The organism is Thioclava sp. GXIMD2076, from assembly GCF_037949795.1.
GTDB lineage: Bacteria > Pseudomonadota > Alphaproteobacteria > Rhodobacterales > Rhodobacteraceae > Thioclava > Thioclava kandeliae.
This window is the reverse complement of record NZ_CP149932.1, coordinates 2239442-2264988: the sequence shown is the minus strand read 5'-3', so window position 1 is coordinate 2264988 and position 25547 is coordinate 2239442. Positions and strand designations below refer to the sequence as shown.

25 protein-coding genes and 2 riboswitches are annotated in these 25547 nt (G+C 64.3%); of the genes, 23 read left to right on the top strand and 2 right to left on the bottom strand.

Going from position 1 to position 25547, the window contains the following annotated elements:
• Positions 1–166 precede the first annotated feature (166 nt).
• On the bottom strand, positions 167–811 hold the full coding sequence (cobO, locus tag WDB91_RS11145; protein ID WP_339112631.1) for a cob(I)yrinic acid a,c-diamide adenosyltransferase: 645 nt from the start codon (positions 809–811) through the stop codon (positions 167–169).
• Positions 812–850: 39 nt separating this feature from the next.
• Positions 851–1078, top strand: a riboswitch (cobalamin riboswitch).
• A gap of 95 nt (positions 1079–1173) precedes the next feature.
• Between cobO and WDB91_RS11140 the strand changes: the two genes are divergently transcribed.
• The 7 genes from WDB91_RS11140 to cobJ are packed head-to-tail and all read left to right on the top strand — an operon-like array spanning position 1174 to position 9179.
• Positions 1174–1539: a DUF1636 domain-containing protein gene (locus WDB91_RS11140; RefSeq protein WP_339112630.1), complete on the top strand. Its 366-nt coding sequence runs from the start codon at positions 1174–1176 to the stop codon at positions 1537–1539.
• A 3-nt stretch (positions 1540–1542) separates the two neighbouring features.
• Complete coding sequence (cobW, locus tag WDB91_RS11135) at positions 1543–2586, top strand: cobalamin biosynthesis protein CobW (protein ID WP_339112629.1); 1044 nt, start codon at positions 1543–1545, stop codon at positions 2584–2586.
• A 3-nt stretch (positions 2587–2589) separates the two neighbouring features.
• Positions 2590–5859 carry a cobaltochelatase subunit CobN gene (gene cobN / locus WDB91_RS11130; protein ID WP_339112628.1) on the top strand — a complete coding sequence of 1090 codons (3270 nt, stop codon included), beginning with the start codon at positions 2590–2592 and terminating at the stop codon, positions 5857–5859.
• Positions 5850–7046 carry a precorrin-3B synthase gene (cobG, locus tag WDB91_RS11125; RefSeq protein WP_339112627.1) on the top strand — a complete coding sequence of 399 codons (1197 nt, stop codon included), beginning with the start codon at positions 5850–5852 and terminating at the stop codon, positions 7044–7046. The genes cobN and cobG overlap by 10 nt, the downstream gene beginning before the upstream one ends.
• Before the next feature lie 30 nt (positions 7047–7076).
• Positions 7077–7706: a precorrin-8X methylmutase gene (locus WDB91_RS11120; RefSeq protein WP_339112626.1), complete on the top strand. Its 630-nt coding sequence runs from the start codon at positions 7077–7079 to the stop codon at positions 7704–7706.
• A 1-nt stretch (position 7707) separates the two neighbouring features.
• The gene (locus tag WDB91_RS11115) at positions 7708–8424 is read left to right on the top strand and encodes a precorrin-2 C(20)-methyltransferase (RefSeq protein ID WP_339112625.1); all 717 of its coding nucleotides are present in this window, start codon (positions 7708–7710) and stop codon (positions 8422–8424) included.
• Positions 8421–9179 (top strand): precorrin-3B C(17)-methyltransferase, encoded by a 759-nt coding sequence (gene cobJ / locus WDB91_RS11110; RefSeq protein ID WP_339112624.1) that lies wholly within the window; start codon positions 8421–8423, stop codon positions 9177–9179. Before WDB91_RS11115 ends, cobJ begins: the two co-directional genes overlap by 4 nt.
• Here the strand turns inward: cobJ and WDB91_RS11105 are convergent.
• Positions 9176–9913 (bottom strand): cobalt-precorrin-6A reductase, encoded by a 738-nt coding sequence (locus tag WDB91_RS11105; RefSeq protein WP_339112623.1) that lies wholly within the window; start codon positions 9911–9913, stop codon positions 9176–9178. The two genes, cobJ and WDB91_RS11105, sit on opposite strands and share 4 nt — an antisense overlap.
• Between WDB91_RS11105 and cbiE the strand changes: the two genes are divergently transcribed.
• The 16 genes from cbiE (at position 9912) to WDB91_RS11025 (ending at position 25490) form a co-directional block, all read left to right on the top strand.
• Positions 9912–11087 (top strand): precorrin-6y C5,15-methyltransferase (decarboxylating) subunit CbiE, encoded by a 1176-nt coding sequence (gene cbiE, locus WDB91_RS11100; protein WP_339112622.1) that lies wholly within the window; start codon positions 9912–9914, stop codon positions 11085–11087. The genes WDB91_RS11105 and cbiE overlap by 2 nt on opposite strands.
• Positions 11084–11458 carry a cobalamin biosynthesis protein gene (locus WDB91_RS11095; protein ID WP_339112621.1) on the top strand — a complete coding sequence of 125 codons (375 nt, stop codon included), beginning with the start codon at positions 11084–11086 and terminating at the stop codon, positions 11456–11458. The genes cbiE and WDB91_RS11095 overlap by 4 nt, the downstream gene beginning before the upstream one ends.
• Complete coding sequence (gene cobM / locus WDB91_RS11090) at positions 11455–12240, top strand: precorrin-4 C(11)-methyltransferase (protein ID WP_339112620.1); 786 nt, start codon at positions 11455–11457, stop codon at positions 12238–12240. The genes WDB91_RS11095 and cobM overlap by 4 nt, the downstream gene beginning before the upstream one ends.
• Positions 12237–13541 carry a cobyrinate a,c-diamide synthase gene (locus WDB91_RS11085; protein WP_339112619.1) on the top strand — a complete coding sequence of 435 codons (1305 nt, stop codon included), beginning with the start codon at positions 12237–12239 and terminating at the stop codon, positions 13539–13541. Before cobM ends, WDB91_RS11085 begins: the two co-directional genes overlap by 4 nt.
• Positions 13538–14266 carry a uroporphyrinogen-III C-methyltransferase gene (gene cobA, locus WDB91_RS11080; protein ID WP_339112618.1) on the top strand — a complete coding sequence of 243 codons (729 nt, stop codon included), beginning with the start codon at positions 13538–13540 and terminating at the stop codon, positions 14264–14266. Before WDB91_RS11085 ends, cobA begins: the two co-directional genes overlap by 4 nt.
• Before the next feature lie 73 nt (positions 14267–14339).
• Positions 14340–14552: riboswitch (cobalamin riboswitch) on the top strand.
• A gap of 53 nt (positions 14553–14605) precedes the next feature.
• Positions 14606–15271: an energy-coupling factor ABC transporter permease gene (locus tag WDB91_RS11075; protein ID WP_339112617.1), complete on the top strand. Its 666-nt coding sequence runs from the start codon at positions 14606–14608 to the stop codon at positions 15269–15271.
• A 105-nt stretch (positions 15272–15376) separates the two neighbouring features.
• Positions 15377–16132: a precorrin-6A synthase (deacetylating) gene (gene cobF, locus WDB91_RS11070; RefSeq protein WP_339112616.1), complete on the top strand. Its 756-nt coding sequence runs from the start codon at positions 15377–15379 to the stop codon at positions 16130–16132.
• Between the two features lie 456 nt (positions 16133–16588).
• The gene (locus tag WDB91_RS11065) at positions 16589–16885 is read left to right on the top strand and encodes an STAS domain-containing protein (protein WP_339112615.1); all 297 of its coding nucleotides are present in this window, start codon (positions 16589–16591) and stop codon (positions 16883–16885) included.
• Between the two features lie 75 nt (positions 16886–16960).
• Positions 16961–17326 (top strand): response regulator, encoded by a 366-nt coding sequence (locus WDB91_RS11060; RefSeq protein WP_339112614.1) that lies wholly within the window; start codon positions 16961–16963, stop codon positions 17324–17326.
• Positions 17326–19281, top strand: a complete 1956-nt coding sequence (locus WDB91_RS11055; protein ID WP_339112613.1) for a chemotaxis protein CheA — start codon at positions 17326–17328, stop codon at positions 19279–19281. Before WDB91_RS11060 ends, WDB91_RS11055 begins: the two co-directional genes overlap by 1 nt.
• On the top strand, positions 19278–19763 hold the full coding sequence (locus WDB91_RS11050) for a chemotaxis protein CheW (RefSeq protein WP_339112612.1): 486 nt from the start codon (positions 19278–19280) through the stop codon (positions 19761–19763). The genes WDB91_RS11055 and WDB91_RS11050 overlap by 4 nt, the downstream gene beginning before the upstream one ends.
• Positions 19754–21394 (top strand): methyl-accepting chemotaxis protein, encoded by a 1641-nt coding sequence (locus tag WDB91_RS11045; RefSeq protein ID WP_339112611.1) that lies wholly within the window; start codon positions 19754–19756, stop codon positions 21392–21394. Before WDB91_RS11050 ends, WDB91_RS11045 begins: the two co-directional genes overlap by 10 nt.
• Positions 21391–21885, top strand: a complete 495-nt coding sequence (locus tag WDB91_RS11040) for a chemotaxis protein CheW (protein WP_339112610.1) — start codon at positions 21391–21393, stop codon at positions 21883–21885. The genes WDB91_RS11045 and WDB91_RS11040 overlap by 4 nt, the downstream gene beginning before the upstream one ends.
• 39 nt (positions 21886–21924) lie before the next feature.
• A complete protein-coding gene (locus WDB91_RS11035) occupies positions 21925–22770 on the top strand; it encodes a CheR family methyltransferase (RefSeq protein ID WP_339112609.1) in 846 nt (281 codons plus the stop codon).
• Positions 22771–22776: 6 nt separating this feature from the next.
• Entirely contained in the window at positions 22777–23871 is a 1095-nt protein-coding gene (locus tag WDB91_RS11030; RefSeq protein ID WP_339112608.1) for a chemotaxis response regulator protein-glutamate methylesterase, read from the top strand.
• Positions 23871–25490 (top strand): hypothetical protein, encoded by a 1620-nt coding sequence (locus WDB91_RS11025; RefSeq protein ID WP_339112607.1) that lies wholly within the window; start codon positions 23871–23873, stop codon positions 25488–25490. The genes WDB91_RS11030 and WDB91_RS11025 overlap by 1 nt, the downstream gene beginning before the upstream one ends.
• The last annotated feature ends 57 nt before the right edge of the window (positions 25491–25547 follow it).

Below are 25547 nucleotides of genomic sequence, written 5' to 3'. Positions count from 1 at the left end.
CTGCGGGAGATGCGGTGCGCCCACCTTCTGCCACCATCGGGACCCTGCCGAGTGAGGCAGCACCTTTATCGCGCAACATCGTTAATTTTGCCTTGTTTTCCATTGTCCGAAAATATCCCGGGGGTGAATTGCGCCCGAAGGCGCAAGAGGGGGCAGAGCCCCCTTTTCAGAACTCGACGCCCTTCTGGCCCTTGATGCCTGCGCGGAACGGGTGTTTCACCAGCGTCATCTCGGTCACCAGATCGGCCAGCTCGATCAGCGGCTCCTTGGCATTGCGCCCCGTCAGCGCCACATGGGTCATCGCGGGCTTCTCGTCGCGCAGGAACGCCACCACCTCGTCGATATCGAGATAGTCATAGCGCAGAGCGATATTGATCTCGTCAAGCAGCACGAAGCGGATCTCGGGGTCGCGGATCAGCTCCTTGGCCTTTTCCCAGCCACGCTCGGCCATCGCCACATCCCGCGCGCGGTCCTGTGTCTCCCAGGTAAAGCCTTCGCCCATCGCATGGAACTGGCACAGACCGGAGAAATGCTCCTCGATCAGACGCCGCTCGCCGGTATCCCACGCGCCCTTGATGAACTGAACCACCGCACAGGGCATCTCATGGGCGATACAACGCAGGATCATCCCGAACCCTGCCGAGGATTTCCCCTTGCCAGCGCCGGTATTGACGATGATCAGGCCCTTCTCGCCCTCTTTCGTCGCCATGATCTTGTCGCGCGCGGCCTTTTTCTTGGCCATCTTCATCGCGTGGCGGTCCTCAGTGGCGGCGTCCTGATCCAGCATTCCTTCGGGGGCGGTCTCGCTCATGGGGGATCTCCTTCCTTGACAAAGCGCGGGCTTGCGCGTCTTTTAAGCGCGCACACAGGTTCCTGTTTATGACAGGTGAAAAGGGAATGCGATAGGGGACGGGATCCTCAAGCGCAGCCGCCCCCGCGACCGTGACCGAAGAGGTGGCAGGCCACTGGACAGATCCGGACCACCGGATCCCTCCGGGAAGGCGTCATCGGCAGGCAAGGCCCTACAGCCCGCCTGACTTCGCAAGCCGGGAGACCTGCCTGTGGCGAAAGACAAGGACGGGCGATCGGGGTGTGTCGCAGCGGGAAGAGGGTCAGAACCTTGTGGTTCCGGCGTTCGACCTTTGCTATGCGCAGCCCGAAGAGGGAGAGCATATGAGCAATGTAACGGTCACGATCTGCACCACCTGCCGCCGCACGGGCGATGACACGAGCCCGCGTCCGGGTGCGCGGCTGCGCGATGCGGTGGCGCAAGCCTGCATTGACGGTGTGAAGGTCAGGGGGGTCGAATGCCTCTCCGCCTGTTCGCGCTCCTGCTCGATGGTGCTGTCGGGCGGGCCGGACCGCTGGAGCTATATCTATGGCGATCTCGACCCCGCCACCCATCTCGATGACATTCTGGCGGGCATCCGCGCCTATGGCGAGACCGCCGATGGTCTGGTGCCGTGGCGCGCGCGTCCCGTTGTCTTCCGTAAACAATCCATCGCGCGTATACCGCCGCAAAACGATCCGCAGGAGTGATCCATGAGCAATCTCGCAAAAGTGCCGGTGACCATCGTCACAGGGTTTCTGGGGGCGGGCAAGACCACGCTGATCCGTCACCTGATGCAAAACCCGCAGGGCAAGCGTCTGGCCGTTCTGGTCAATGAGTTCGGGACCGCGGGTGTGGATGGCGATATCCTCAAATCCTGCGCCGACGAGAACTGCCCCGAGGACAATATTCTGGAACTGGCCAATGGCTGCATCTGCTGCACTGTGGCCGATGAGTTCATCCCGACCATCGAGCGTCTTCTGGCGCTGCCCGAGATGCCCGATCACATCCTGATCGAGACCTCGGGTCTGGCGCTGCCCAAACCGCTTCTGAAGGCATTCGAATGGCCCGCGATCCGCTCGCGGATCACCGTCGATGGTGTGGTGGCGCTGGCCGATGCCGAGGCTGTGGCTTCGGGTCAGTTTGCCCCCGATCTCGCGGCGGTCGATGCACAACGCACCGCCGACCCCTCGCTTGAGCACGAGACGCCGCTCTCCGAGGTCTTCGAGGACCAGATCGCCTGCGCCGATATCGTGCTTCTGTCGAAGGCCGATCTTGCGGGCGAGGAGGGTCTGGCCCGCGCCCGCGCCGTGATCGAGGCCGAGGCGCCGCGCAAGCTGCCGATCCTGCCGATGTCCGAAGGCGTCATCGATCCGCAGGTGATCCTGGGGCTCAATGCGGCCGCCGAGGATGATCTCGAGGCGCGCCCCTCCCATCATGATGACCATTTCGACCACGAGCATGACGATTTCGATACGATCGTCGTGGACTTGGGCGAGATCGAGGATGTTGCCGCGCTCGAGGCGCGGATGGTCGCCATGGCGGGCGATTTCAATATCCTGCGGATAAAGGGCTATCTGGCGGTCAAGGGCAAGCCGATGCGCTATCTGGTGCAGGCCGTGGGCACGCGCCTGCGCGGCCAGTTCGACCAGCCTTGGGGGGCACGCCCGCGCGCCTCACAGCTGGTGGTGATTGCCGAGCATGACCATATCGACCGCGCCTCCATCGAGGCGGCGCTGGGTCTGGCGGTGGCCTGACCGATGCATGTGGTCTTTCGCGAAACGCATGGGCTGGACCAGTCGGACCAGCCGCAGGATCTGGGGCAGCGCCCTGCCGATCTTGTTGTGCTGTCCTTCAGTGACAGCGACCTCGGTGCGTTCGCGGCGGGCTGGAAACGGGCAGGGACGCTGCCGAGCCTGCGCCTTGCCAATCTGGTGGCGCTGAAACATCCGCTCTCGGTCGATACCTATCTCGACCAGACCCTGCGCCATGCCAAGGGCATTCTGGTGCGGATCATCGGTGGCGAGAGCTACTGGCCCTATGGGCTGGCCTCGCTACAGGATCTGGCGCGGCGACAGGGTATCGCTCTGGCCGTGCTGCCCGCCGACGGGCGCGAGGATGCCCGCCTCGATGCGCTCTCCACGCTGCCGGTCTCCACGTTGCGGCGCCTTCAGGCGCTATGTGATGCGGGGGGCGCGGTGGCAGCCCAAGCCGCACTTGCACAGCTCTCGCTTGCAGCGGGGCTCTATGCGGGGCCGGTTTCTGGGGTGAAATCGGTGCCCGATTGCGGGTTCTACCTGCCACAGACAGGGATCGTGGCGGCGCCGGAGGCGGGAGAGGATATCGCTCTGGTCACCTTCTACCGCTCCTATCTGACCGCGGCCGATACCGCGCCCGTGGATGCGATGATCGAGGCGTTGCGGGCGCGTGGTCTGAACGCCTATGGCGTGTTTGCTCCCTCTCTGAAGGCACAGGGCGTGCCGGATTGGCTGCGGCGCGAGATTGCGCGGCTCAAACCGGTTACAGTGGTCAATGCCACCGCGTTCTCGGCGCAAGGCGCCGAGGGTGGCTCGCCCTTGGATGCGGCAGGTGTGCCGGTGGTGCAGGTTGCACTCACGACTGCGCGCAGGCGCGATTGGGCAGGTTCCGAGCGCGGGCTTGCGCCCTCCGATCTGGCGATGCATGTCGTATTACCGGAAGTCGATGGCCGGATCTTTGGTGGTGTGATCTCGTTCAAATCTCCCTCGCAACGCGACCCCGATTTGCAATATTCGCGCTTCATTCATCGGCCCGATCCGGGCCGCGTGGCGCAGGTGGCCGATCGGGTCATGGCGCTGTGCCGCTTGGCGCGCCCTGCGGCAGAGAAACGACTGGCCTTCGTGCTCTCGACCTATCCGGGCAAGAGTTACCAGATCGCCCATGCAGTGGGGCTTGATGCGCTGGCCTCGGTGGAGGGGCTTGTCGCGGCGCTGCAGGCCGAAGGGTATCCCCTGACCAAGGTCAGCGACCTTGGCGCGGTGCTGCAGCATGCAACGCTTGACTGGCCCATTGACGACTACCGCTTGGCTCTGGCCGATCTGCCCGATAGGTTGCGTGATGACCTTCACGAGGCTTGGGGTGCGCCCGAGGAGGATCCGCTCTATCGCGATGGGGTCTTCCGGTTTCCCGCCATCCAAAGCGGTTCGGGTCTTGTTGCGCTACAGCCGGAGCGGGCGGATCGTGCACGCCGCGATGCCGATTACCATGACCTCTCGCGCGTGCCGCGCCATGGCTATGTGGCCTTCTACCTCTGGCTCCAGCGTCAGGCGGATGCGCTGATCCATATGGGGGCGCATGGCACAATGGAATGGCTACCGGGGAAATCGGTCGCTTTGTCGGAAACCTGCTGGCCCGAAGTGCTGACCGGTTCCCTGCCGGTGATCTATCCGTTTATCGTCAATGATCCGGGCGAGGCCGCGCAGGCCAAGCGCAGGATTGCAGCGCAGACCATCGGCCATGTGCCCCCGCCCTTGGCCCAAGGGCGGATGCCCGACACTCTTATCCGCCTCGAGGCATTGATGGATGAGTATTCCACCGCTGACGGGCTCGATCCCGCGCGGCGTGACCGGCTGATCGCCGATATCCGCGCCGAGGCGCAGGGACGGGGCGTCGAGGAGGACCTGGGGATCGAGGCTGCGGCCTCGCCCGCCGAGGCGATCACGCGGCTGGATGCTTTTGTCTGCGATATCAAGGAGAGCCAATATGCCGAAGGGCTTCATGTCTTTGGCACCGGCAGATACGGCGCGGATGAAACGCAAGGTGTGGTCCGCGCGCTTGCGGGGCAGTTCGTGGCTCCCGGCCCGTCGGGCAGCCCGCATCGGGGGCGCTCGGATGTGCTGCCAACAGGGCGCAACCTCTTTACCACCGATCCGCGCTCTGTGCCCTCGCGCGCGGCCTATGCCCAGGGCGTGAAACTGGCCGAGGAGCTGGTGCGGCGCCATCTTCAGGATCATGGCGATTGGCCGAAAGGTCTGGTGGTCGATCTCTGGGGATCGGCCACGATGCGCACAGCGGGCGAGGAATTCGCCATGGCGCTGCATCTGGCAGGTGTCAAACCGGTTTGGGATGCGGGTTCCGAGCGGGTTTCGGGGGTCGAGATCCTGCCGCTGGCGTTGTTGAACCGTCCCCGGATCGATCTGACACTGCGGGTTTCGGGGCTTTTCCGCGACGTCTTCCCGGGGCTTGCGCAGATGTTCGAACTGGCCTGCGAGGCTTTAGCCCAGCGCGACGAAACGCCCGAGGACAATCCCTATCTGGCAAGGTCTCCCCGCGTCTTCGGTCCGAAACCCGGTCTTTACGGGCTGAATATGGGCGGTGCGCTCGAGGATTACACCGAAGAAGGCCGCGCTTTGGCGGGTGAGGCATGGCTCGATGCCTCATCGCATGCGATCGATGCGCAGGGCAATGTCACGCCCGCACGCGCGGCGCTGGAGCAACGTCTGGCGGGGGCAGACAGCTTCGTTCATCTGCAGGACCTGCCAGAAACCGATCTTCTGGTGGCCTCCGATTATGCCGCCCATGAGGCCGGATTTGCTGCGGCGCTGGCGCGTCTGGGGCGGCCTGCGCCTAAATCCTATCATATGGATGCAACGCGCCCCGACCAGCCGCGTGCACGGGCACTGACCGAGGAGATCGCGCGTGTTGTGCGCGCCCGCGCAGCCAATCCCGACTGGGCCGACAGCATGATGCGTCACGGCTTTCGTGGCGGGGCGGAGATCGCGGCGACGCTTGACCATCTCGCGGCTTTTGCCCATCTGTCGCGCGCGGTACCCGACCATCTGTTCGACCTCTATTTCGAAGCCACGCTTGGCCGCGCGGATCTGGTCGAGTTTCTCGGCCGCGAGAATCCGCAGGCTTTAAGGGCGCTCTGGGACCGTTTCAAGGCCCTTGCCGCGGCGGGGCTCTGGACGAGCCGGCGCAATTCCATACAGAATGCTCTGGCCGGTTCGAATTCCGGAGAGGTTTTTTCGGGAATGCAGGAATGGCAGTAAGCACCGCCTGGTATCGCAGCAAGGCAAAGATCTCACCGGCCGATCCGCAGATCCGTGGCTGGTGCCCGGGCGCGCGCCGTCCGATGATGTCGGGCGATGGTCTGGTTGTGCGGGTGCGCCCGTGGTATGGGCGTCTGACCAAGGGACAGGCAGGCGCGCTGGCGGGGATTTCCGCGCAGTTCGGCAACGGGTTGATCGACCTCTCCTCACGCGGCAATCTGCAGCTTCGCGGCATTCGACGCGAAGATCATGACGCGCTGCTGATGGCGCTGGCCACGCTCGGTCTGCTCGATGCCTCCGTCGCCGGAGAGACGCGGCGCAATGTGATTACGCAGCCTTTCTGGCAGATGGGCGATCTGACCCAACGGCTGGGCGATGATCTGAGCGCGGTCCTTTCGCAAGAGGACGGGCCGGAGCTGCCTGCCAAATTCGGCTTTGCGGTGGATTGTGGCCCCGTGCCGCTTCTGCAGGGAAGCTCTGCCGATATCCGCATCGAACGGACGCAGGATGCGCTGATCATCCGCGCCGATGGCGCCGAGCGTGGGCGCGCAGTCAGGCCCGAAGATGCGGTTGCGGCGGCACTCGAGATGGCACAATGGTTTCAGGACACTGGCGGCATTACAGACGGGCGTGGACGTATGGCGCGCCATCTGGAGGCGGGGGCCACGCTGCCTGCGGCATGGCGCACTCATGCCATGCACAGAGGCCTGCCACCGCCGGCGCCCGGGATCTATGACGAGGGAGCGCTGTTTGGTGTGGGCTTCGGGCAGATCCATGCCGAGGAACTGGCCGAGATCGCCAGCATGGGCAAGTTGCGCCTGACCCCATGGCGGATGATCCTGATCGAGGGCGCGCGGGTCTTTCCCGAAGTTGCAGGGGCGGTCACCGTCCCCGATGATCCGCGGCTGCGGATTTCGGTCTGCACGGGCGCGCCCGGTTGTCCGCAAGGGGCGCAGCCGACCCGTGCGCTGGCGCGCCGGATTGCTCGTCAGGGACTGCCGGAGGGGCAGGCGCTTCATATCTCGGGCTGTGCCAAGGGATGTGCGCATGCCGGGGCTTGCGATCTGGTAGCGGTGGCGTCAAAGGAAGGCTGGGCATTTGGGCGCGACCAGCGTGCCCGCGACCTTACGCAAGGCACGCTCGACGAGCGCGCGCTGAGAGAAAAAATCAAGACGGGCCAGAAGTGAACTGGCACGAGGACGGGCACGGGGGACGACATGCCACATAGCTATGAAACCGACGGCGCGAAGATCTATGCCGAGAGTTTCGCCACGATCCGTGCCGAGGCAGATCTGGCGCGGTTCGATGCGGAGGAAGAACCGGTCGTGGTGCGGATGATCCACGCCGCCGGTCTGGTGGGGCTCGAACGCGATGTGGAATTTTCCACCGGAATGGCGAAGGCGGCGCGTGCTGCGCTGCAGGCGGGCGCGCCTGTCCTGTGTGATGCGCGGATGGTCTCCGAAGGGATCACCCGCGCGCGTCTGCCCGCGCAGAATGAGGTGATCTGCACGCTGCATGCGCCCGATATCGTCGAGCGCGCGAAAGCGGTGGGCAATACCCGCTCGGCGGCAGCCCTCGAGCTGTGGCGTCCGCATCTGGAGGGGGCTGTTGTGGCTATCGGTAATGCGCCGACCGCGCTCTTCCATCTGCTGAACATGCTTGAAGACCCCGATTGCCCGCGTCCTGCGGCAATTATCGGCTGTCCGGTGGGTTTTGTGGGTGCGGCCGAGTCGAAAGCCGCGCTGATGGAGGTCCAGCCTGTGCCCTCGCTCATCGTGCGCGGTCGTCTGGGCGGATCGGCGATCACGGTGGCCGCCGTTAACGCGCTTGCCAGCCGGAAGGAATAAGATGGGACGGCTCATCTGTGTGGGGCTCGGCCCCGGTGATCCCGATCTGATGTCGGTAAAGGCGCATCGGCTGGTGTCGGGCGCGCGTCATGTGGCCTTCTTCCGCAAGAAGGGCCGGATGGGGCAGGCACGCCGTATCGTCGAGGGGATGCTCTTGCCGGAGGCCGTCGAATATCCGATGGATTATCCTGTCACCACCGAGATTCCCTTCACCGATCCCGAATATAACCGTCTCCTCTCGGCCTTCTATGACGGTTGGGCGGAGCGGCTTGCTGCGCTTTGTGCCATGCAAGATGTGATCGTGCTCTGCGAGGGTGATCCCTTCTTCTACGGCTCCTTCATGCATCTTTATACCCGCCTCAAGGACCGGATTGCGGTCGAGGTGGTGCCGGGGATTACCGGCATGTCGGGCTGCTGGACGGCCACGGGACTGCCTGTGACATGGGGCGATGATGTGCTGACGGTTGCTATGGCGACACTCCCCGAAGAGGACCTGACCGCGCGGATCGGTCAGACCGATGCGCTGGTCGTCATGAAGATCGGGCGCAACCTGCCTAAGCTGGCCCGCGCCTTGCAGGCCGCCGGAAAATATGACGATGCGTGGCTTGTGACCCATGGCACGATGGCAAACCAGACCGTGCAGAAACTCTCCGAGATCAGCGGCGAGGTGCCTTATTTCTCGATCGTGGTCGTGCATGGTCAGGGGCGCAGGCCATGAGCGGGCGTCCCTCTGGCTGGGTGCAGGTGGCAGGGCTCGGCCCCGGTGACGAGGCTCTGGTGACGCCGCAGGTGCAGGCCGCCTTGGCCGAGGCCACCGATATCATCGGGTATATCCCCTATGTCCGCCGCGTGCCGGACCGCGCGGGCCTGACCAAGCATGAAAGCGATAACCGCGTCGAGCTGGACCGCGCGACCCATGCGCTCTCGCTTGCGGCACGGGGTGCGCGGGTGGTGGTCGTCTCCTCGGGGGATCCGGGGGTATTTGCGATGGCCTCGGCGCTCTTCGAGGCGCTGGAGGCAGGGCCGCTCGACTGGCTCGATCTCGATATCCGCATCCTGCCGGGGATCACCGCGATGCTGGCGGCATCCGCGCGGATAGGTGCGCCGATGGGCCATGATTTCTGCGCCATCAATCTGTCGGACAATCTCAAACCCTGGACGGTCATCGAGACGCGGCTGAGGCTGGCCGCGCGGGCGGGATTCGCTATGGGGTTCTATAATCCGCGCTCGGCCTCGCGCCCGCACCAGTTCGGGCAGGCTTTGGCGATCTTGCGCGAGGAACTGCCGGCCTCCGTGCCGGTTTCATTCGCACGCAATGTCTCGCGTCCCGACGAACGGATCGTGACGGTGCCATTGGGGCAGGCGCAAGCCGAGATGGCGGATATGCGCACCGTGGTCATCGTGGGCACCGCCGAGACCCGTCAGGTCGGGCGGTTCTACTATACCCCGCGCTCGCTGGCACAGGAGCGTTAGAGCCCGTGTCCGAGCCAGCCCATCACATCCTCTGCCGCGTGGAAGACCTGCCGTGCCCCCGTTTCGGGGCGCTCGATCATGAGGACGGGCAGGCCGAGGCGCCGCGCGGCATCGATCTTGGCGCGCGCGCCCGTGCCTCCGGCATTCTTGGCCACCACCAGATCGATCCGGTGCTCCTGCAGCAGCGCCAGATCCTCATCCTCGAGAAACGGTCCCCGCGCCAGCACCACGCGGCAATCGGGCAGAGGCAGCGGCAGGGTTGGGGGATCGACCAGCCGGAGCAGGTAATGGTGCTGCGGGACGGCGCCGAAAAGCCCGATATGCTGGCGACCGATGGCAAGAAACACGCGTCTTGCCTCGATGGGCAGGGCACTGGCGGCGGCCTCCATATCGGGCACAGAGGTCCAGCGGTCACCGGTTTGCGCAACCCATGGCAGCCGCTCGAACCCGCACAGCGCCACGCCTTGCGCGCGACAGGCCGCAATCGCGTTGCGGCTCATCTGCGCGGCAAAGGGATGGGTCGCATCGATCACATGGGTGATTGCCTCGCGCGCCAGATAGGCCCGCAGCCCGTCAACCCCGCCAAAGCCCCCGACCCGCAGGGGAAGCGGCTGGGCCACTGGCGATTGCGTGCGCCCCGCATAGGAATAGACTGCCCAGAGCCCTGCGCGCGCCAGAATGCGGGCCATTTCGGCGGCTTCGGATGTGCCTCCGAGCAAAAGGATACGCGGCATGGATAGGCCCTGGCTCCATATTATCGGTCTTGGCGAAGATGGACCGGCGGGGCTGTCGGATGCAAGCCGCGAAATCCTCTCTCAGGCTTCGGTCATCTTTGGCGGGCCGCGCCATCTGGATCTGGTGGGCGCGGGCGCGCGAGGGCGGGCATGGCCTGTGCCCTTCGATCTGGCCCCGGTTCTGGCGCTGCGCGGGCAACGGGTTGTGGTGCTGGCATCGGGCGATCCGTTCTGGCATGGGGCGGGCGGGTCGCTGGCGGCCGCGCTGGCCCCTGAGGAGTGGATCTGTCATCCAGCGGTGTCCTCGGTCGCATGGGCGGCCGCACGGCTGGGGTGGCGGCTCGAGGAGGTCGAGACGCTGGGCCTGCATGCCGCACCTCTTTCGCGCCTGCGTCCCTCTCTCGCACAGGGCAGCCGCCTGATCGTGACGTTGCGGGGCGGGGCACAGGTGGCCGAACTCGGGGCGTATCTCGACACTCTGGGCTTTGGTGCCTCGATACTCCATGTCTTCGAGGCCATCGGCGGTCCGCGCGAGATCCGCCGCGATCTGCCAGCGGATGCGGTCACCGGAGAGTTCGGGCAACCTGTTCTGGTGGCGATTTCGGCGCAGGGCGGGCCCGGTCTGCCGCGTGGCTTCGGGCTCGACGATAGCCTCTTCACCCATCATGGCCAGATCACCAAACGCCCCGTCAGGGCATTGACGCTATCGGCGCTTTCGCCTCGTCAGGGCGAATATCTGTGGGATCTCGGCGCGGGTTCTGGCTCGATATCTGTCGAATGGGCGCTGGCGGGCGGGCGGGCCGCAGCTCTCGAGCCGCGCGCCGACAGGCTCGGCCAGATTACCGAGAACGCGATGAAATTCGGGATCGATCACCGGATCGATGTGCTTCAGGGCCACTGGCCCGAAACGCTGCCTGAAGTGCGTCCCGATGCGGTGTTCATCGGCGGCGGGCTTACGCGCGAGGGGTTTGCCGCGCTCTGGGAGCGGCTCCCGCAAGGCACACGGGTCACCGGTAACGCGGTGACGCTGGAAAGCGAGGCGCTTTACCTCGGATTGCAGGCCGAGCGTGGCGGAACGCTCCTGCGGATCGAGCTGGCCGAGAATGCTCCCTTGGGGCGCATGCGGGGCTGGGACCGCGCCCGCCCGATCCTGCAATGGAGTGTGACGCGATGAGCCGCGTGCTGGGTATCGGGCTGCGCAGGGAGGCGACGGCGGAGGCACTGGCGCAGGCAATTGCCGATGCGGGGCCGGTCGATCTGCTGGCCGTGCTGGGGGATAAGGGCGCGCATCCGGCACTCACCGCACAGGGAATCCCGCTGCGCCTCCTGCCGCGTGCGGCCTTGCGCGGAGTGCAGACCCCCACGGTGTCCTCCCGCATCATGAACGCATTCGGCACGGGCTCGGTGGCCGAGGCACTGGCGCTCGGGGCTGCCGGCGTGGGCGCGCAGATCCTGTCGCCCCGCAGGGTCTCGCCCTGCGGCACCATCACAACGGCGCTGGCCGGTTCACCGGACGCCGGAGCAAAGGAAGAGGATCACCCATGACCGTCCATTTCATCGGCGCAGGCCCCGGTGCGGCCGATCTGATCACCCTGCGCGGGCGCGATCTGATCGCGCGGGCGCCTGTCTGTCTCTATGCCGGATCGCTGGTGCCCGAGGCGCTTCTGGCGCATTGCCCCGATGGCGCGAGGATCATCAACACCGCGCCTCTGTCGCTCGACGAGATCATGACGGAGATCCGCGCCGCCCATCAGGCAGGGCAGGATGTGGCGCGGCTCCATTCGGGGGATCTGTCGATCTATTCGGCGATGGGCGAACAGCTGCGCCGCCTGCGGGCCGAGGGCATCCCCTACGAGATCTGCCCCGGTGTCCCCAGTTTTGCGGCAGCCTCCGCCGCGCTCGGCACCGAGCTGACCCTGCCCGGCGTCGCGCAATCGCTGGTGCTCACGCGGACCTCGGGGCGGGCCTCCCCCATGCCCGACACCGAGACGCTCGAGAATTTCGCGGCAACCGGCGCGACGCTCGCGATCCATCTCTCGGTGCATGTGCTCGAGGAAGTCGTCGCGCGGCTCTTGCCGCTTTATGGCGCGGACTGTCCGCTGGCCGTCGTCTGGCGTGCGAGCTGGCCCGACCAGAAGATTGTGCGCGCCACGCTCGGCACAGTGCTTGTGGCATCGGAGGGCATGCGGGGGCGCACCGCGCTTATTCTGGTGGGACGGGCGCTGGCGCAGGAGGGGTTTGACGAGAGCCGTCTCTATGCCGGCGATTACGACCGCCGCTACCGACCCGTAGGGACCGATCCGCGTTTTCCGGAGGGAACTGAATGAACGGGCTCATCATCTCGGCCACTGGGTCAGGCACCGGCAAGACCACGCTCACTCTGGGCCTGCTGCGCGCCTATCACCGCGCGGGTGTCGGGGTCCGTTCCTTCAAGGCGGGGCCGGATTATATCGATCCGGGCTTCCATCTGGTGGCTTCCGGCCTGCCTTCGGCCAATCTCGACAGCTGGGCGATGCCCGAGGGGGTGATGGCGCGGATCATATCAGGCGCCGAAGGGGCGGATCTGGTGATTGCCGAAGGGGCGATGGGGCTCTTTGACGGGGTCGCGCAAACCGGGGCCACCGCGCGTGGCAGTGCCGCGGATCTATCGGTGCTGACAGGCTGGCCGGTGGTGCTGGTGATCGATGCGGGCGGGCAGGCGCAATCGGTGGGCGCGGTCGCCTTGGGGTTCGCGCGGCTGCGTCCCGAGGTCAAGATCGCAGGGGCCGTGGTCAATCGCGTGGCCAGCCCGCGCCACGAGATGATGGTCCGCGAGGGGCTTGCCGAGGCTGGCATTGCCTGCCTCGGATGCCTGCCGCGCCTGAAGGATCTCGAGATGCCCTCGCGCCATCTGGGGCTCGTGCAGGCCTCCGAGCGGCCCGAGCTTGACGCGCAGATTGAGGCGATGGCCGATCTGGTGGCAGGGCATCTCGACCTTGCGGCGCTACGCGCGCAAGCCGCGCCCACACGCGCGCTTGCGGGTGCTGCGGCTCCGCTCACGCCCCCCGGCCAGCGCATTGCCATCGCCCGCGATCAGGCCTTTTCCTTCCTCTATCCTCATCTTTTGGACGGCTGGCGGCAGGCCGGTGCGGAGATCGGGTTCTTCTCGCCGCTCGAGGACCAGTCACCCGACCCGACGGCCGATTGTGTCTGGCTCCCGGGCGGCTATCCCGAACTCCATGCGGGGCGGCTTGCCGGAAAGGCGAGCTTCCTAAAGGGGCTTCGCGACTTCGCGCAGACCCGTCCCGTGCATGGCGAATGCGGCGGCTATATGGTGCTGGGGCAGGGGCTGGTCGACAAGGACGGAACACGCCACGCGATGGCGGGGCTTCTGGGGCTCGAGACCTCCTATGCCAAACGTAAGATGCATCTGGGCTATCGTCACGCGCGGCTTCTGGCGCCCATTCCGGGGCAGGCCGAAGGCACGGCGCTGCGCGGGCACGAGTTCCATTTCTCGACCATCCTGTCGCAGCCCGACGCGCCTCTGGCCCGCGTGACCGATGCGGCCGGTCTTTCGGTGGTGGAAACCGGATCGCGCAGGGGCTATGTCACGGGCACCTTCTTCCATCTGATTGCGGAGGATATATGAGCGGGTTCGTCAGTTTCGTCTCTTCCGGTCCGGGGGATCCCGAACTTCTGACCCTGCGCGGGGCCGAGCGTATCCGGCAGGCCGATGCGATCCTCTTCGACGATCTCTCTGCCGGTCCGATCCTCGATCTGGCGCGGCCCGAATGCGATCTGATCGGCGTGGGCAAACGGGCCGGACGTCCGTCGCCAAAACAGGACCATGTCAGCCAGCTTCTGGTCGATCATGCCCGCGCGGGCGGCAGGGTCGTGCGGCTGAAATCGGGCGATGGCGGCATTTTCGGGCGGCTCGAGGAAGAGCTGAGCGCCTGTCGTGCGGCGGGGATCGGGTTCGAGATCATCCCGGGGGTGACGGCGGCCTCGGCGGCAGCGGCGGCGGCACAGATCCCGCTCACGCGACGGCTGACCGCGCGCAGACTGCAATTCGTGACCGGCCATGACGTCACGGGTGCGCTGCCCGAGGAGTTGAACATGGCGGCACTGGCCGATGCGCAGGCGGTCACGGCGGTCTATATGGCGCGGCGCACCTTTGTGGCGCTGGCACAGCGGCTGGAGGCTGCGGGGCTGAGCCTCGAAACGCCGGCCATGATGGCGGAATCGATTTCCCATCCCGACGAGGTGATCTGGCGTGGGACCATGCGCGAGCTGGCGGCCCAGATCACCGGACAGGCCGCGAATGGCGCGATTCCAGTCAAGCCCGCGCTGATCTTCTATGGCGCGCTGGCCTGAACGGGCCAATTCTTGTCCGGCTGTGCCAATTTCTGCGCTCCCGCTTCGCGCGGCTTGACCTGACGACCCCGTTCGCCAAGAGTGATCCCACGGTTTCCGGTGGCCGAGAGGTGCTGCCGGATGAAAAGGGAATCCGGTGCGGTGTAGCCATCAGGCGCCAAATCCGGAACTGCCCCCGCAACTGTAAGCGGTGAGCCTGCTCCGGAATGCCACTCCGCAAGGGGGAAGGCGGCATGCAGGTGACGAGTCGCGAGTCAGGAGACCTGCCGTGGATATGGGCCGCTGGCCCGTCGTCAGTCACCATAAATGCCGTCGGGGTCGACGGCAGGGAGAACGTATATGCATATCGAACCGGGCATCGTGCATGGTGCCAAACTTCTTCTAAGCTACGCCACCGCCGCAGGTGCCGCCACTTATGTCGCCCATGAGGGGGTCAGGACGCTCAAAACCGCAGAGCTGCCGATGATGGCGGCCCGTGCCGCAGCCGCAACCGCTGCGGTTTTCGTCTCGTTCCAGATCCTGCCGCATCATCCGGCGGGCGTGTCTGAGGTCCATCTGATCCTCGGTTCCACGCTGTTTCTGATGCTGGGCTTCGTGCCGGCGGCCATTGGCCTGGCGCTGGGGCTTCTGACGCAGGGGCTGTTCTTCGAGCCGCAGGATCTGCCGCAATATGCGATGAATGTCACCACGCTTCTGGTGCCGCTCTTTGCGCTTCAGGCGCTGGCCCAACGCCTGATCGCCCCCGATACCGCCTATGCCGATATCACCTATAAACAGGCGCTTGCGCTTTCGACGGCCTATCAGGGCGGGGTAATCGCATGGGTCGCGTTCTGGGTGCTTTACGGTGAGGGTGTGTCGGTTGCAACGCTGGCCAATGTCGGCACCTTCGGCATCGCCTATATGTCGGTCGTGCTGGTCGAGCCGCTCATCGATCTGGCCGTGCTGGCCGGTGCCAAGGCGCTGGGGCGCAACCGCTTCGTCCTCGCACGCGTCTATTCCGCCTGAGTGCTGGCACAGCCCTGGCGCACCTGCTAAGGATCCGACCGCAGCCTGTCACGGGCTGCGGTTTTCTTTTGCGGTTCTTTTTCTGCGAAACGTCTGGGGGCGGTAATGTGGGCAATCTCTCTGATCGGGATCGGGGCCGGTAACCCTGACCATCTGACGCTTCAGGCCATCGAAGAGATGAAAGCCTGCGAGGTGATCCTGATCCCGCTCAAGGGTGCAGCAAAGGATGATCTGGCACAGGCACGACGCGCGATTTGCGCGCGTGTATTGCCCGATAGCGGGCCTGCGCTGCGCGAGTTCACCCTTCCGGTGCGCGATGCGTCCGAACCCGATTACCAGCGCCGCGTGGCGGATTGGCATGACGCCATCGCGAGGATCTGGGAAGAGGAGTTGCGCGCCGCTCTCCCGCAAGGCGGGCGCGCGGGCTTTCTCGTCTGGGGGGATCCATCGCTCTATGACAGCACGCTCCGGCTGGCCGAACGGGTGGCCGCGCGGATGCCGCTCGAGCTTCGCGTCATTCCCGGAATTACGGCCATTCAGGCGATGACGGCGGGCCATGCCATCCCGCTCAATACGGTCGGCGGGCCGGTGACCATCACTACGGGGCGCAATCTGCGCCATAACGGCTGGCCCGAGGGCGCCGAGAGTGTCGTGGTCATGCTCGACGAGGGTGGGGCCTTCACCGCGATCGATCCGGAGGGGGTGGAGATCTGGTGGTCCGCCTATGCCGGTATGGCGGAAGAGCTGCGGTTGTCGGGCCCGCTTGCCGAGGTCTCGGAGCGAATCCTGACCACGCGGGCCGAGGCCCGCAGCCGCCATGGCTGGATCATGGATATCTATCTGTTGAGAAAATCCCGATAAGACATCGGGGCGCGCGCGGCCAGGGAGTGGTGCGCGAACAGCAAGAAAAGGTCACTCGTTACGCCTTCTACAACGTCGAAGGTTGCGTCGGTTATACGGGCTTGGTGCTGGCGCACAACTCACGTTTGCGCGCGGTAGATATGCACAACGGGCAATAGACATGCGATCGAATTTCTGATAAGGATATCAGATACATCTAAGAAATAGATTGATGACGAGCAGCTTTCTGGCATGAAGATTTCATTATGCCGTATCTGGGCTTGGCGCAGCGATCCGCAGCCACTGTGATTGATGCATTCCGGGACCTGTCCACCGGCCCTTCCGGCCGCGACACCAGCCCTAAATTTTCATAGCTTTTTAATTAAGCCGTCAGGTTTTGTGGCGTATTTAGCTCTCCGTTAATTCTTTGGGGCGATCTCTTGCTAGATGATGCAACCCAGAAGAGTAATTTCTCACATGATGGTCAGCGAGATCACGATTGCCAATGCCAAGGCCGTCGCCAGCCAGCTCGACAAGGCACTTGTCGCTGGTGCGTCCATCCGCCTGGAGACCGCCCGATGGACGGCCTGCGACATGGCCGGAATGTCGGTGCTGATCGCGGCCTTCCGCACGGCGCAGCTCCGCAAGGCGCGGCTTCAGGTCACGCTGGAGGATACCTCTCCTGTGCCCGCGATACTTGCGCAGTCCGCGCTCACCGATGACCAGCTCAAACGCGATCCGGATGGTGTCTGGGTCGATATCATTCCCTGTTAGTTTCCCGTCCCGCGGCACCGCACCTGATCCGTGACGGCGCATCTGTCGCAGGGCCCCAATCCAAGGCCGCACTTCATGACCAAAACGATTGTCACCATCGATGATTCTCCCTCCGTCCGCCAGATGGTCAGTGCAACGCTGACCCGCGCGGGCTATCGGGTGATCGAGGCCGCTGATGGTGAGGATGCACTGGCCAAGCTGCAGGGCGAGCGACCCAATGCGATCCTGACCGACCAGAACATGCCCAAGATGGACGGTCTGACCTTCATCCGCACCTATCGTGCGCGCCCCGAGGCGCTTGGCGTGCCGATCGTCTTCATCTCGACCGAAACGCGCGACGATCTGAAACAGCAGGCGAAGGCGGCAGGGGCGATGGGCTGGATGGTAAAACCCTTCGACCAGCAGCAGCTTCTGAATGTGGTCAAGAAGGTCGCGGGCTGATGTCGATGGATGACGACGCTGCCCAGATCTTTCTTGCCGAGGCGCTGGAGTTGCAGGCCTCGATCGAGGCAAACCTGCTGGATCTGAAATCGCGTCCTGCGGATCGGGAGCTGATCGATTCCCTTTTTCGGGAATTGCATACGCTCAAAGGGTCGAGCGCGATGTTCGGGCATTCAGCGCTGTCGGCCTTCGTGCATGAATTCGAGACTGCTTTCGAGACCCTGCGCCAGCCCGGAGCCTGCGCGACCGATGCGCTGATCAAGGTGGCCCTTGCGGCCTGTGACCAGTTTCTGGCCTTGCTCGATGCGCCGGAGGCTGCGGCACCGGCGAGCCCCGCGCTCTTGCAGGCGCTGGCGGATGCCCTCTCCCAGAAGGCCCCGCAGGCTGCGCCGGCGCCCTCCCGAGGCGCCGATTGGCAGGTGACGCTTGCCGCGGGCCCCGAGGCGCTGGGGCTGGGGATCTCGATCCCCGCGCTCCTGCAGGAACTGCGCGAGCTGGATCCGGAGGTCACACTGCGCGCAGATCTCTCCGAGGTTCCCCCGCTCGAGGCGCTGAACCCGCTGGTGCCACCGATCCGCTGGTCGATCAGGCTGCCATCGGGGGTGACGCGCGACCAGATCGATGGGGTTTTCGTGTTTTCCGCGGATGATCTCGTTCTCGACATCCGGCAGGAAGATGGTTCTCCCGACCTGACCGTGGCGACGGGCTCCCCCCAGCCGGAGGCCGGCGAGACGGGTGGGGGCGATGCCCTGCCAACGGGGCGGGAAGCGGCGCTGTCGACCATGCGGGTCGCGACCGAGAGACTGGATGAGCTGATGGACCGTGTGGGCGAGCTGGTCATTGCCGAGGCCCGCCTGCATGACCTGAGCCAGGAGATGCGCCTGCCATCGCTGATGTCGGTGGCCGAGGATATCCGACGGCTGACATCGGGTATGCGCGACACCACCATGTCGATCCGCATGGTGCCGATCGGCACGCTGTTCGGGCGGTTCCGTCGCCTCATCCATGATCTCTCCGACCGCCTTGGCAAGCCCATCGACTTCGTGACGCTCGGGGGCGAGACCGAATTGGACAAGACGGTGATCGAGACGCTGGCCGATCCGCTGGTCCACCTGCTGCGCAACTCCATCGACCATGGTCTCGAGGATAGCGCCACGCGCGCGGCGCAGGGGAAATCCGGCAATGGCCGGATCGAGCTGTCGGCCACCCATGCCGGTGCCGAGGTGCTGGTGCGTATCCGCGATGACGGGCGGGGCCTCGATCTGGCGCGTATCCGTGCCCGTGCCCTCGAGCGCGGCCTGATCACCGAGGACCAGATCGTCACGCAGCAGGACCTGCGGATGATGATCTTCGCGCCGGGTTTCTCGACCGCGGAGACCGTCACCGATCTTTCGGGGCGTGGCGTGGGTATGGATGTGGTGCGCTCTGTCATCGAAGGTCTGCGGGGGCAGATCGAGGTGTCCTCCGAGCCCGGTTATGGGACGGAGATCACCCTGCGTCTGCCGCTGACACTCGCTATTATCGACGGCCTGCTGATCGAGGTCGGACAGGAGCGCTATACGATCCCTGTTGCGGCGGTCGAGGAATGTGTCGAGCTGCCGTCCGAATTGGCGCAGAGCGATACCAGCTCGAATTTCCTCAATGTCCGTGGGGGCATGGTGCCCTTTATCCGGCTCGCTGATCTCTTCGATGTTCCGGGCCCGCGCTCCGATTTCCAGAAAGTGGTGATCGTGACGGCGCTCGGTGGGCGCGTGGGCGTCGTGGTGGACCGGCTGGTGACCAATAACCAGACGGTGATCAAGCAGCTCTCGCGGCTGCATGCGGGGCTCAAGAGCTTTTCGGGTGCGACCATCCTTGGCGATGGCACCGTTGCCCTGATCCTTGATGTCGCAAATCTCGTCGCGGCGGGCCGGTCAATGGAAGAGGCGCTCCGTATGCGCGAGAGGGTCGCATGATGAAGGTCGTCACACTCATCCTTGGCACCGAAACATTGGCGATCCCGACCTCGGCGTTGCGCGAGATCCTCGAGCCGGTCCCCGTTACGCGGGTGCCGCAGGCGGGGCGCTTTGCCACCGGTCTGATCAATGTGCGCGGCGGGGTCGTGCCCTTGGCCGATTTGCGGATCGCGCTGAATATGAAAACGCGCGAGCCGGACGAAAACACCCGCATGTTGGTGCTCGATATACCGCTTGCGGGCGAGGTGACGACGGTGGCCGTGCTTGCCGACCGTGTGCTGGATGTCACCGATATCGACGATGGCGCCATCGATCCGATCCCCGAGGTCGGTATGCGATGGCCGCCCGATTTTGTGAAGGGCATCGCCCTTATGGACGAAAAATTCGTCATCATACCCGATCTCGAACGGATCTTTGCCATTGCCGTGCCGGGGAGTGCGGCTCATTCCCAAAACGAACAGGAACCGGCCAAATGCGTTTGACCATTAAAGTGAAGCTTGCGCTTGCCTTCGCTGCCATCATCGTGATGGTGGGCGTGGCCCAGATGATCGCGATCCGTGATCTCGGGAATCTGAACCAGAGCCTCAATACCGTCGTCGACGAGGATGCCCTGCGCGTCCGTCTGACCGAGGAGCTGATTTCCGAACAGCTCAAGGTGCAGCGCGATGTGCGTGACTATCTGTTGACCAGCGATCAGTCAGGCAAGGAGCGGATCATGGAGCGGATGACGCAAGGCCGTGCAATAGCGCTCAGCTATCGGGAACGGCTCGAGGCGATCGCGACCGATGAAGGCAAGACCCAACTGGCCGAATACGAGCGCGTCGCGCAGGAGATCAAAGCGACGAATGACCGCGCGATCGCTCTGAGCGATAGCGGCAATCTGGCAGCTGCCACACGCATCCTCACCGTCGATGCGGAGAGGCTCTGGTCCGAGATGCAGTCCTCCCTCGCCGTCATCCTGCAGGAAAACATGAGCCGGATGAGCGAGGCGTCGGCCCGCACCGACGAGATCTATGCCGATGCGCGCATATTGCTGTTCACGATGCTCTCTGTCGCGGTAATCGTCGGACTTATCTCTGCCATCTGGCTTGTCACCTCGATCTCCCGCGGGCTGCAACGCGCAATCGATCTGGCGCGAGAAGTGTCCAAGGGCAATCTTACCGAGACGGCCTATCTGCGTGGCAATGACGAAGTGACCGATCTGATGCGGGCGCTTAATTCGATGGTCGAACAGCTACGCGAGACCGTGTCCGAAGTGACCGGTGCGGTGCGTAACGTCGCCGCGGGTGCCGACCAGATGGCTTCGACCTCCGAAGAGATGAGCCAGGGCGCAACCGAACAGGCCAGCTCGACCGAACAGGCATCGGCGTCGATGGAGCAGATGGCGGCCAATATCCAGCAAAATGCAGATAATGCGAGCGAGACCGAAGCGATGGCCAAGAAATCGGCCCTTGATGCGCGCGAGAGCGGTGAAGCGGTCGCGCGGGCTGTCGAAGCGATGCAGACCATTGCCGAGCGGATTCTGGTGGTGCAGGAGATCGCCCGCCAGACCGATCTGCTGGCGCTCAATGCTGCCGTCGAGGCGGCCCGTGCAGGCGAACATGGACGCGGCTTTGCCGTGGTGGCCTCCGAGGTCCGCAAACTGGCCGAACGCAGCCAGACCGCTGCGGGCGAGATCTCGAGCCTGTCTGGCAACACGGTAAAGGCTGCGCAGGAGGCGGGCCAGATGCTCGCGGGTCTCGTGCCCGATATCGAAAAGACCTCCGAACTGGTCGCGATGATCTCGCGCTCGACGCAGGAACAGGCCACGGGCGCGTCGCAGGTCAATCTCGCGATCCAGCAGCTCGACAAGGTCACGCAGGAAAACACCTCGGCCTCCGAGGAACTGTCGGCCACCGCAGAGGAGCTGACCAGTCAGGCAGAGCAGCTGCAATCCGCCATCGAGTTCTTCCGCGTCGCGGCCTCTTCGGGCAACCAGGTCAAACCCAAGATGCGCAAAGCTCCGACCAAGGCGAAACGGCAGAATGTCGGGTTCGATTTCGATCTGGGGTCTGCCGAGGATGCGCTTGATGCGGAATTTACACAACATTCCCGCAAGGACCGCGTCGCATGAGCGGTGAGGGAGCCGGGCTGGGGCAGGTCGTGATACTAGGTGTGGCGGAGGATCTCTTCGCCATTCCTGTGAGCCGCGTTCAGGAAATCCTCGACCGCCGTCAGATTGCACGGTTGCCCGATGCACCGCCGCATGTATTGGGTGTGATCGATGTGCGTGGTGCAGGGGTCTCGGTGATCGATCTGCGCTCCATTCTCGGACTCGCGCCAAAAGCCGAGGATGACAGCACGCGCATCCTCGTCCTCTGGATCGAGGAGGGCGGACGCAAGGCACGGATCGCCATGCGGGCGGATCGGGTGATCGAGGTCCGCGAGCTGGATAATGACCGGCTCGATCCTGTGCCGGAGGCAGAGCTTCTTCACTGGGACCATCGCACGATAGCGGGCCTCGGTCGGCGCGCAGGCGAGTTTGTGTCGGTGCTCGATATCGACCGTTTGCAACAGGTCTTTGGCGGATCGGTTCCACAGGCGCCCCGTATCAGTGCGGCCTGACAGACAGCATTTGCTTCCCCCCCAACCAGTTTATCCCTCATGAATCTCAATTCCGTGCAAAGCGCCAAACACCTCTATCATCAGTTCACCAGCTTCGTGCAGGACGAGATCGGCGTGCAGTTGGGCGAGAGCAAACGCACCATGGTCGAAAGTCGCCTGCGTCACAGGATGGCCCAGTTGGGGCATGCTACTCTGGACAGCTATCTGCATTATCTTTTCGAGGAAAATGCCCTGGCCGAGGAACGCGCTGCGATTTTCGATGCGGTGACGACCAACAAGACGGATTTCTTCCGCGAACCCGCGCATTTCAACCATCTGATGAATGTGGCACTTCCCGAGGCCGTGGAGCGCAAACGGTTGGAGGGACAGAGTGTGAAGCTCTGGTCGGCCGCCGCTTCGAGCGGTGCCGAAGCCTGGACCATCGCCTTTTGTGCCGCGACCTGGGCTGCGACCCATCGGGAGTTCCGCTGGTCGATCGTGGGGACCGATATCAATCGGGAGGTGCTTGATCTCGCGCGCATGGCGATCTATCGCGATGCTCTACTGGAGCCTGTGCCGCAGAATATGCGCGAGGCGTTCCTGATGCGCGGGACGGGGCGGCTGGAGGGGCAGTCACGCGTTATTCCCTCATTGCGCCGACATGTGCGCTTCCACCAGATGAACCTGCTCGATGACAGCCTGCCGCTCGATCGCGATGTCGATGTGGCCTTTTTGCGCAATGTGTTGATCTACTTCTCGCCTGCGGATCAGACACGGGTGATACGCTCTGTAACGCGCCATATTTCTCTGGGCGGTTATCTATATCTTGGGCATTCGGAATCCATGATGATGCGCGACCCGCAGCTCGAACAGACCGCCCCCGCAATCTTCCGGAAAATTGGATAATTCACGATGCAATCCGATCCGATCAAAGTCATGATTGTCGATGACAGCCCCTCCGTGCGGCGGATGTTTGCATCGCTGATCGCCGATGAGGCCGATATGGAGCTGTTCGCGCAGGCCGAGGATCCGTTTGTCGCGGTCGAGCAGATGCGCAGTGTTCTTCCGGATGTGATCCTGCTCGATCTGCATATGCCACGGATGGACGGTTTGACGTTCCTGCGCAAGATCATGTCGCAGCGCCCGATCCCTGTGGTGGTCATCTCATCGCTCGCGCAGGAAGGATCGGAGACGATGATGAAAGCGCTGGAATATGGAGCGGTCGAGGTGCTCGAGAAGCCTCGCCCGCGCACACCGGATGAACGACAGGAGATGGTGATCCGCATCTCCGATGTGATCCGTGCTGCCGCGCAATCGCGCCGTGCAAAGCGCCGTCCCGCGACGCCGATCAAGCCCGTGGGCGAACGGCATACCGCAGATATCATCCTGCCCAAACTCTCCCATCCGCCGCGGGTGGCAGGGCCGCCGCTGATCGCCATCGGGGCCAGCACGGGCGGGACAGAGGCCTTGAAAGCGGTGCTGGAGACATTGCCGCCCACATTGCCGCCGATTGCCATTGTCCAGCATATGCCGCGCGCCTTTACCGCGGCCTTCGCCGAACGGCTGGACCGCTATAGCGCGCTCGAGGTGTTCGAGGCCTCAGAAGGTCGCACGCTCGGTCGGGGGCAGGCGGTGCTTGCGCAGGGCGACCGGCATCTGCTGCTGGGTCGCCACGGGACCGGCTACAGGGTGCAGCTGAATAACGGGCCTGCGGTGGCGCGCCACCGGCCGTCGGTGGACGTTCTGTTCCGCTCGGTCTCGCAGGTGGTAGGTGGATCGGCGCTGGGGATTATCCTGACGGGGATGGGGGACGATGGTGCCGCCGGAATGGCCGAGATGCGGGCGGGCGGCGCGCGGACCTTGGCGCAGGACGAGGCGAGCTGTGTGGTTTATGGTATGCCCCGTGCCGCGATGGAGACGGGGGCGGCAGAAAAGGCGGTTCCTCTGTCGCAGGTGGCCGAACAGATCATCAGATGGGCCGCGGCGCAGGAAAGGGCAGGTGTGTGATGTCTATTGCCCGCGCCGCCACGCTGCCTGGTTCCGATGTCTCATGGCCGGTGGTCCAGCAGATCCAGCGACAGATCGAATCGCATTTCCTCGATATGGGGTCGCTCCTGCTGCGCACGGGCCATGCGCTTGACGAGCAACGGGTGCCGATCGACGAGCTGACGCGGTTGAAGGATGACATGATCGAGGCGACCTGCCGCAGGCTTGCTCAGGCCAAGACCGGCAGCCATGATCTGGAACAGGCCATGGTGACCTCGATGGAGGCGGTAAAGACGCTTGATACGCAGGTGGAAATCCTTGCGCGCGAGCTTAAATGCCTTTGGCGCTCCGTGCGCACGATGAAGATCGTGGGCCTGAACGCCAAGGTTTCGGCCTCGGAGCTTGCAGGGCGCCACAAGGGGTTGAGCGTCTTTACCACAGCAACGGGCGAGATCGTGCAGAATTCCGAACAGGTGCTGACCGATGCGGATACGCTGGTCGAGAAGATCCGCGACCGGATCGCCCGACTGGCGACATCGGGCTTCGGGCGCCAGCTGGAGGATATGCGCCAGTTCACCCAGAATCTCGTGGCATTGGCGGGGATGTTCGAAGGACTGACGAACGGCGATGAGGCGCAGTTACAGCTTGGCGGGGCGCTTTTACAGCGCAATGCCGATCTCGCGGCGGCGTTGGGCGAGGGGCTGGTCGCGTTGCAGGTGGGCGATGCCACGCGCCAGAGGCTTGAACATTGCGAGCAGATCCTTTCGCTGCCGGATCCTGCCGGTCATTCCCAGATCGAGGATCTGGCCTGTGCACAGCTGCGGGTGGCGAGCGATACATTCACGCTCGAGGCCGACCGGCTGTCGGAGAAGCTTGTCGAAGCGCTTCGGATCTCGCAGGAGCTCGCCGGCAAGGGTGGCGGGCGCCAGAGCAAGGGAACTCTTTTCTCGCAGGTTGGCGATATTACCGCAGCAGCAGAGACACAGCTTGGCCTGATCCGTATGGTCCTACTGGAGACGGGGCGGCAATCCTCCACGCTTTTCTCAGAATTCGGGCAACTCTCGGATCGCCTACGCGATATAGGCGCACTGGAGGAGCAGATGCGGATCGTCGGGATGAACGCGATTATCGGCTGTGGCCAACTGGGCGATGACGGCATGGCACTGAAGGAGATCGCCCGTCAACTCGGGCAGCTCGCAGCCGAGAACTCTCGGATCTATAATGATGTAAAGGCCGCATTGAACGGGATCGAGACCCATATCGGCAAATTCATAACGATGATGGAACAGCCCGCGGAACTGGTGGACAGGATCGAGACCGAGACGCGCGCGATCATCGACGAAAGCGGCAAGTTGGTCCGGTCGGGCCAGCAGTTGCGGGCGGGGCTGGTCGCTGCGGTCACCGAGGTAGGTGAGGGTCTGCCGAAAGCGCGCCGCGAACTGGATCAGCTCAAGCGCCGTCTTGCAGAGGAGGCGCGCAAGGCACAGCCATCGCAGTCGCTTCAGGCACTGCCCGAGGCGCTCGATGCCAAGATCATGGAGATCTACAGCATGGAAGAGGAGCGCGCGCTTCACCGTGCGCTGTTCGGCAAAGAGGATGCAGCGGCCTCGCCGCCACCCGCTGACGATATTTTCTTCTGATTGTGTGTGGGTGTGAGCGCGCTTTCGTGGAACCGCTTGCCAAAGCAAAGCTTTTCC

Coding starts and splice junctions, on each gene's coding strand:
- cobO (WP_339112631.1), bottom strand. CDS start 811: ATGAGCGAGACCGCCCCCGAAGGAATGCTGGATCAGGACGCCGCCACT.
- WDB91_RS11140 (WP_339112630.1), top strand. CDS start 1,174: ATGAGCAATGTAACGGTCACGATCTGCACCACCTGCCGCCGCACGGGC.
- cobW (WP_339112629.1), top strand. CDS start 1,543: ATGAGCAATCTCGCAAAAGTGCCGGTGACCATCGTCACAGGGTTTCTG.
- cobN (WP_339112628.1), top strand. CDS start 2,590: ATGCATGTGGTCTTTCGCGAAACGCATGGGCTGGACCAGTCGGACCAG.
- cobG (WP_339112627.1), top strand. CDS start 5,850: ATGGCAGTAAGCACCGCCTGGTATCGCAGCAAGGCAAAGATCTCACCG.
- WDB91_RS11120 (WP_339112626.1), top strand. CDS start 7,077: ATGCCACATAGCTATGAAACCGACGGCGCGAAGATCTATGCCGAGAGT.
- WDB91_RS11115 (WP_339112625.1), top strand. CDS start 7,708: ATGGGACGGCTCATCTGTGTGGGGCTCGGCCCCGGTGATCCCGATCTG.
- cobJ (WP_339112624.1), top strand. CDS start 8,421: ATGAGCGGGCGTCCCTCTGGCTGGGTGCAGGTGGCAGGGCTCGGCCCC.
- cbiE (WP_339112622.1), top strand. CDS start 9,912: ATGGATAGGCCCTGGCTCCATATTATCGGTCTTGGCGAAGATGGACCG.
- WDB91_RS11105 (WP_339112623.1), bottom strand. CDS start 9,913: ATGCCGCGTATCCTTTTGCTCGGAGGCACATCCGAAGCCGCCGAAATG.
- WDB91_RS11095 (WP_339112621.1), top strand. CDS start 11,084: ATGAGCCGCGTGCTGGGTATCGGGCTGCGCAGGGAGGCGACGGCGGAG.
- cobM (WP_339112620.1), top strand. CDS start 11,455: ATGACCGTCCATTTCATCGGCGCAGGCCCCGGTGCGGCCGATCTGATC.
- WDB91_RS11085 (WP_339112619.1), top strand. CDS start 12,237: ATGAACGGGCTCATCATCTCGGCCACTGGGTCAGGCACCGGCAAGACC.
- cobA (WP_339112618.1), top strand. CDS start 13,538: ATGAGCGGGTTCGTCAGTTTCGTCTCTTCCGGTCCGGGGGATCCCGAA.
- WDB91_RS11075 (WP_339112617.1), top strand. CDS start 14,606: ATGCATATCGAACCGGGCATCGTGCATGGTGCCAAACTTCTTCTAAGC.
- cobF (WP_339112616.1), top strand. CDS start 15,377: ATGTGGGCAATCTCTCTGATCGGGATCGGGGCCGGTAACCCTGACCAT.
- WDB91_RS11065 (WP_339112615.1), top strand. CDS start 16,589: ATGATGGTCAGCGAGATCACGATTGCCAATGCCAAGGCCGTCGCCAGC.
- WDB91_RS11060 (WP_339112614.1), top strand. CDS start 16,961: ATGACCAAAACGATTGTCACCATCGATGATTCTCCCTCCGTCCGCCAG.
- WDB91_RS11055 (WP_339112613.1), top strand. CDS start 17,326: ATGTCGATGGATGACGACGCTGCCCAGATCTTTCTTGCCGAGGCGCTG.
- WDB91_RS11050 (WP_339112612.1), top strand. CDS start 19,278: ATGATGAAGGTCGTCACACTCATCCTTGGCACCGAAACATTGGCGATC.
- WDB91_RS11045 (WP_339112611.1), top strand. CDS start 19,754: ATGCGTTTGACCATTAAAGTGAAGCTTGCGCTTGCCTTCGCTGCCATC.
- WDB91_RS11040 (WP_339112610.1), top strand. CDS start 21,391: ATGAGCGGTGAGGGAGCCGGGCTGGGGCAGGTCGTGATACTAGGTGTG.
- WDB91_RS11035 (WP_339112609.1), top strand. CDS start 21,925: ATGAATCTCAATTCCGTGCAAAGCGCCAAACACCTCTATCATCAGTTC.
- WDB91_RS11030 (WP_339112608.1), top strand. CDS start 22,777: ATGCAATCCGATCCGATCAAAGTCATGATTGTCGATGACAGCCCCTCC.
- WDB91_RS11025 (WP_339112607.1), top strand. CDS start 23,871: ATGTCTATTGCCCGCGCCGCCACGCTGCCTGGTTCCGATGTCTCATGG.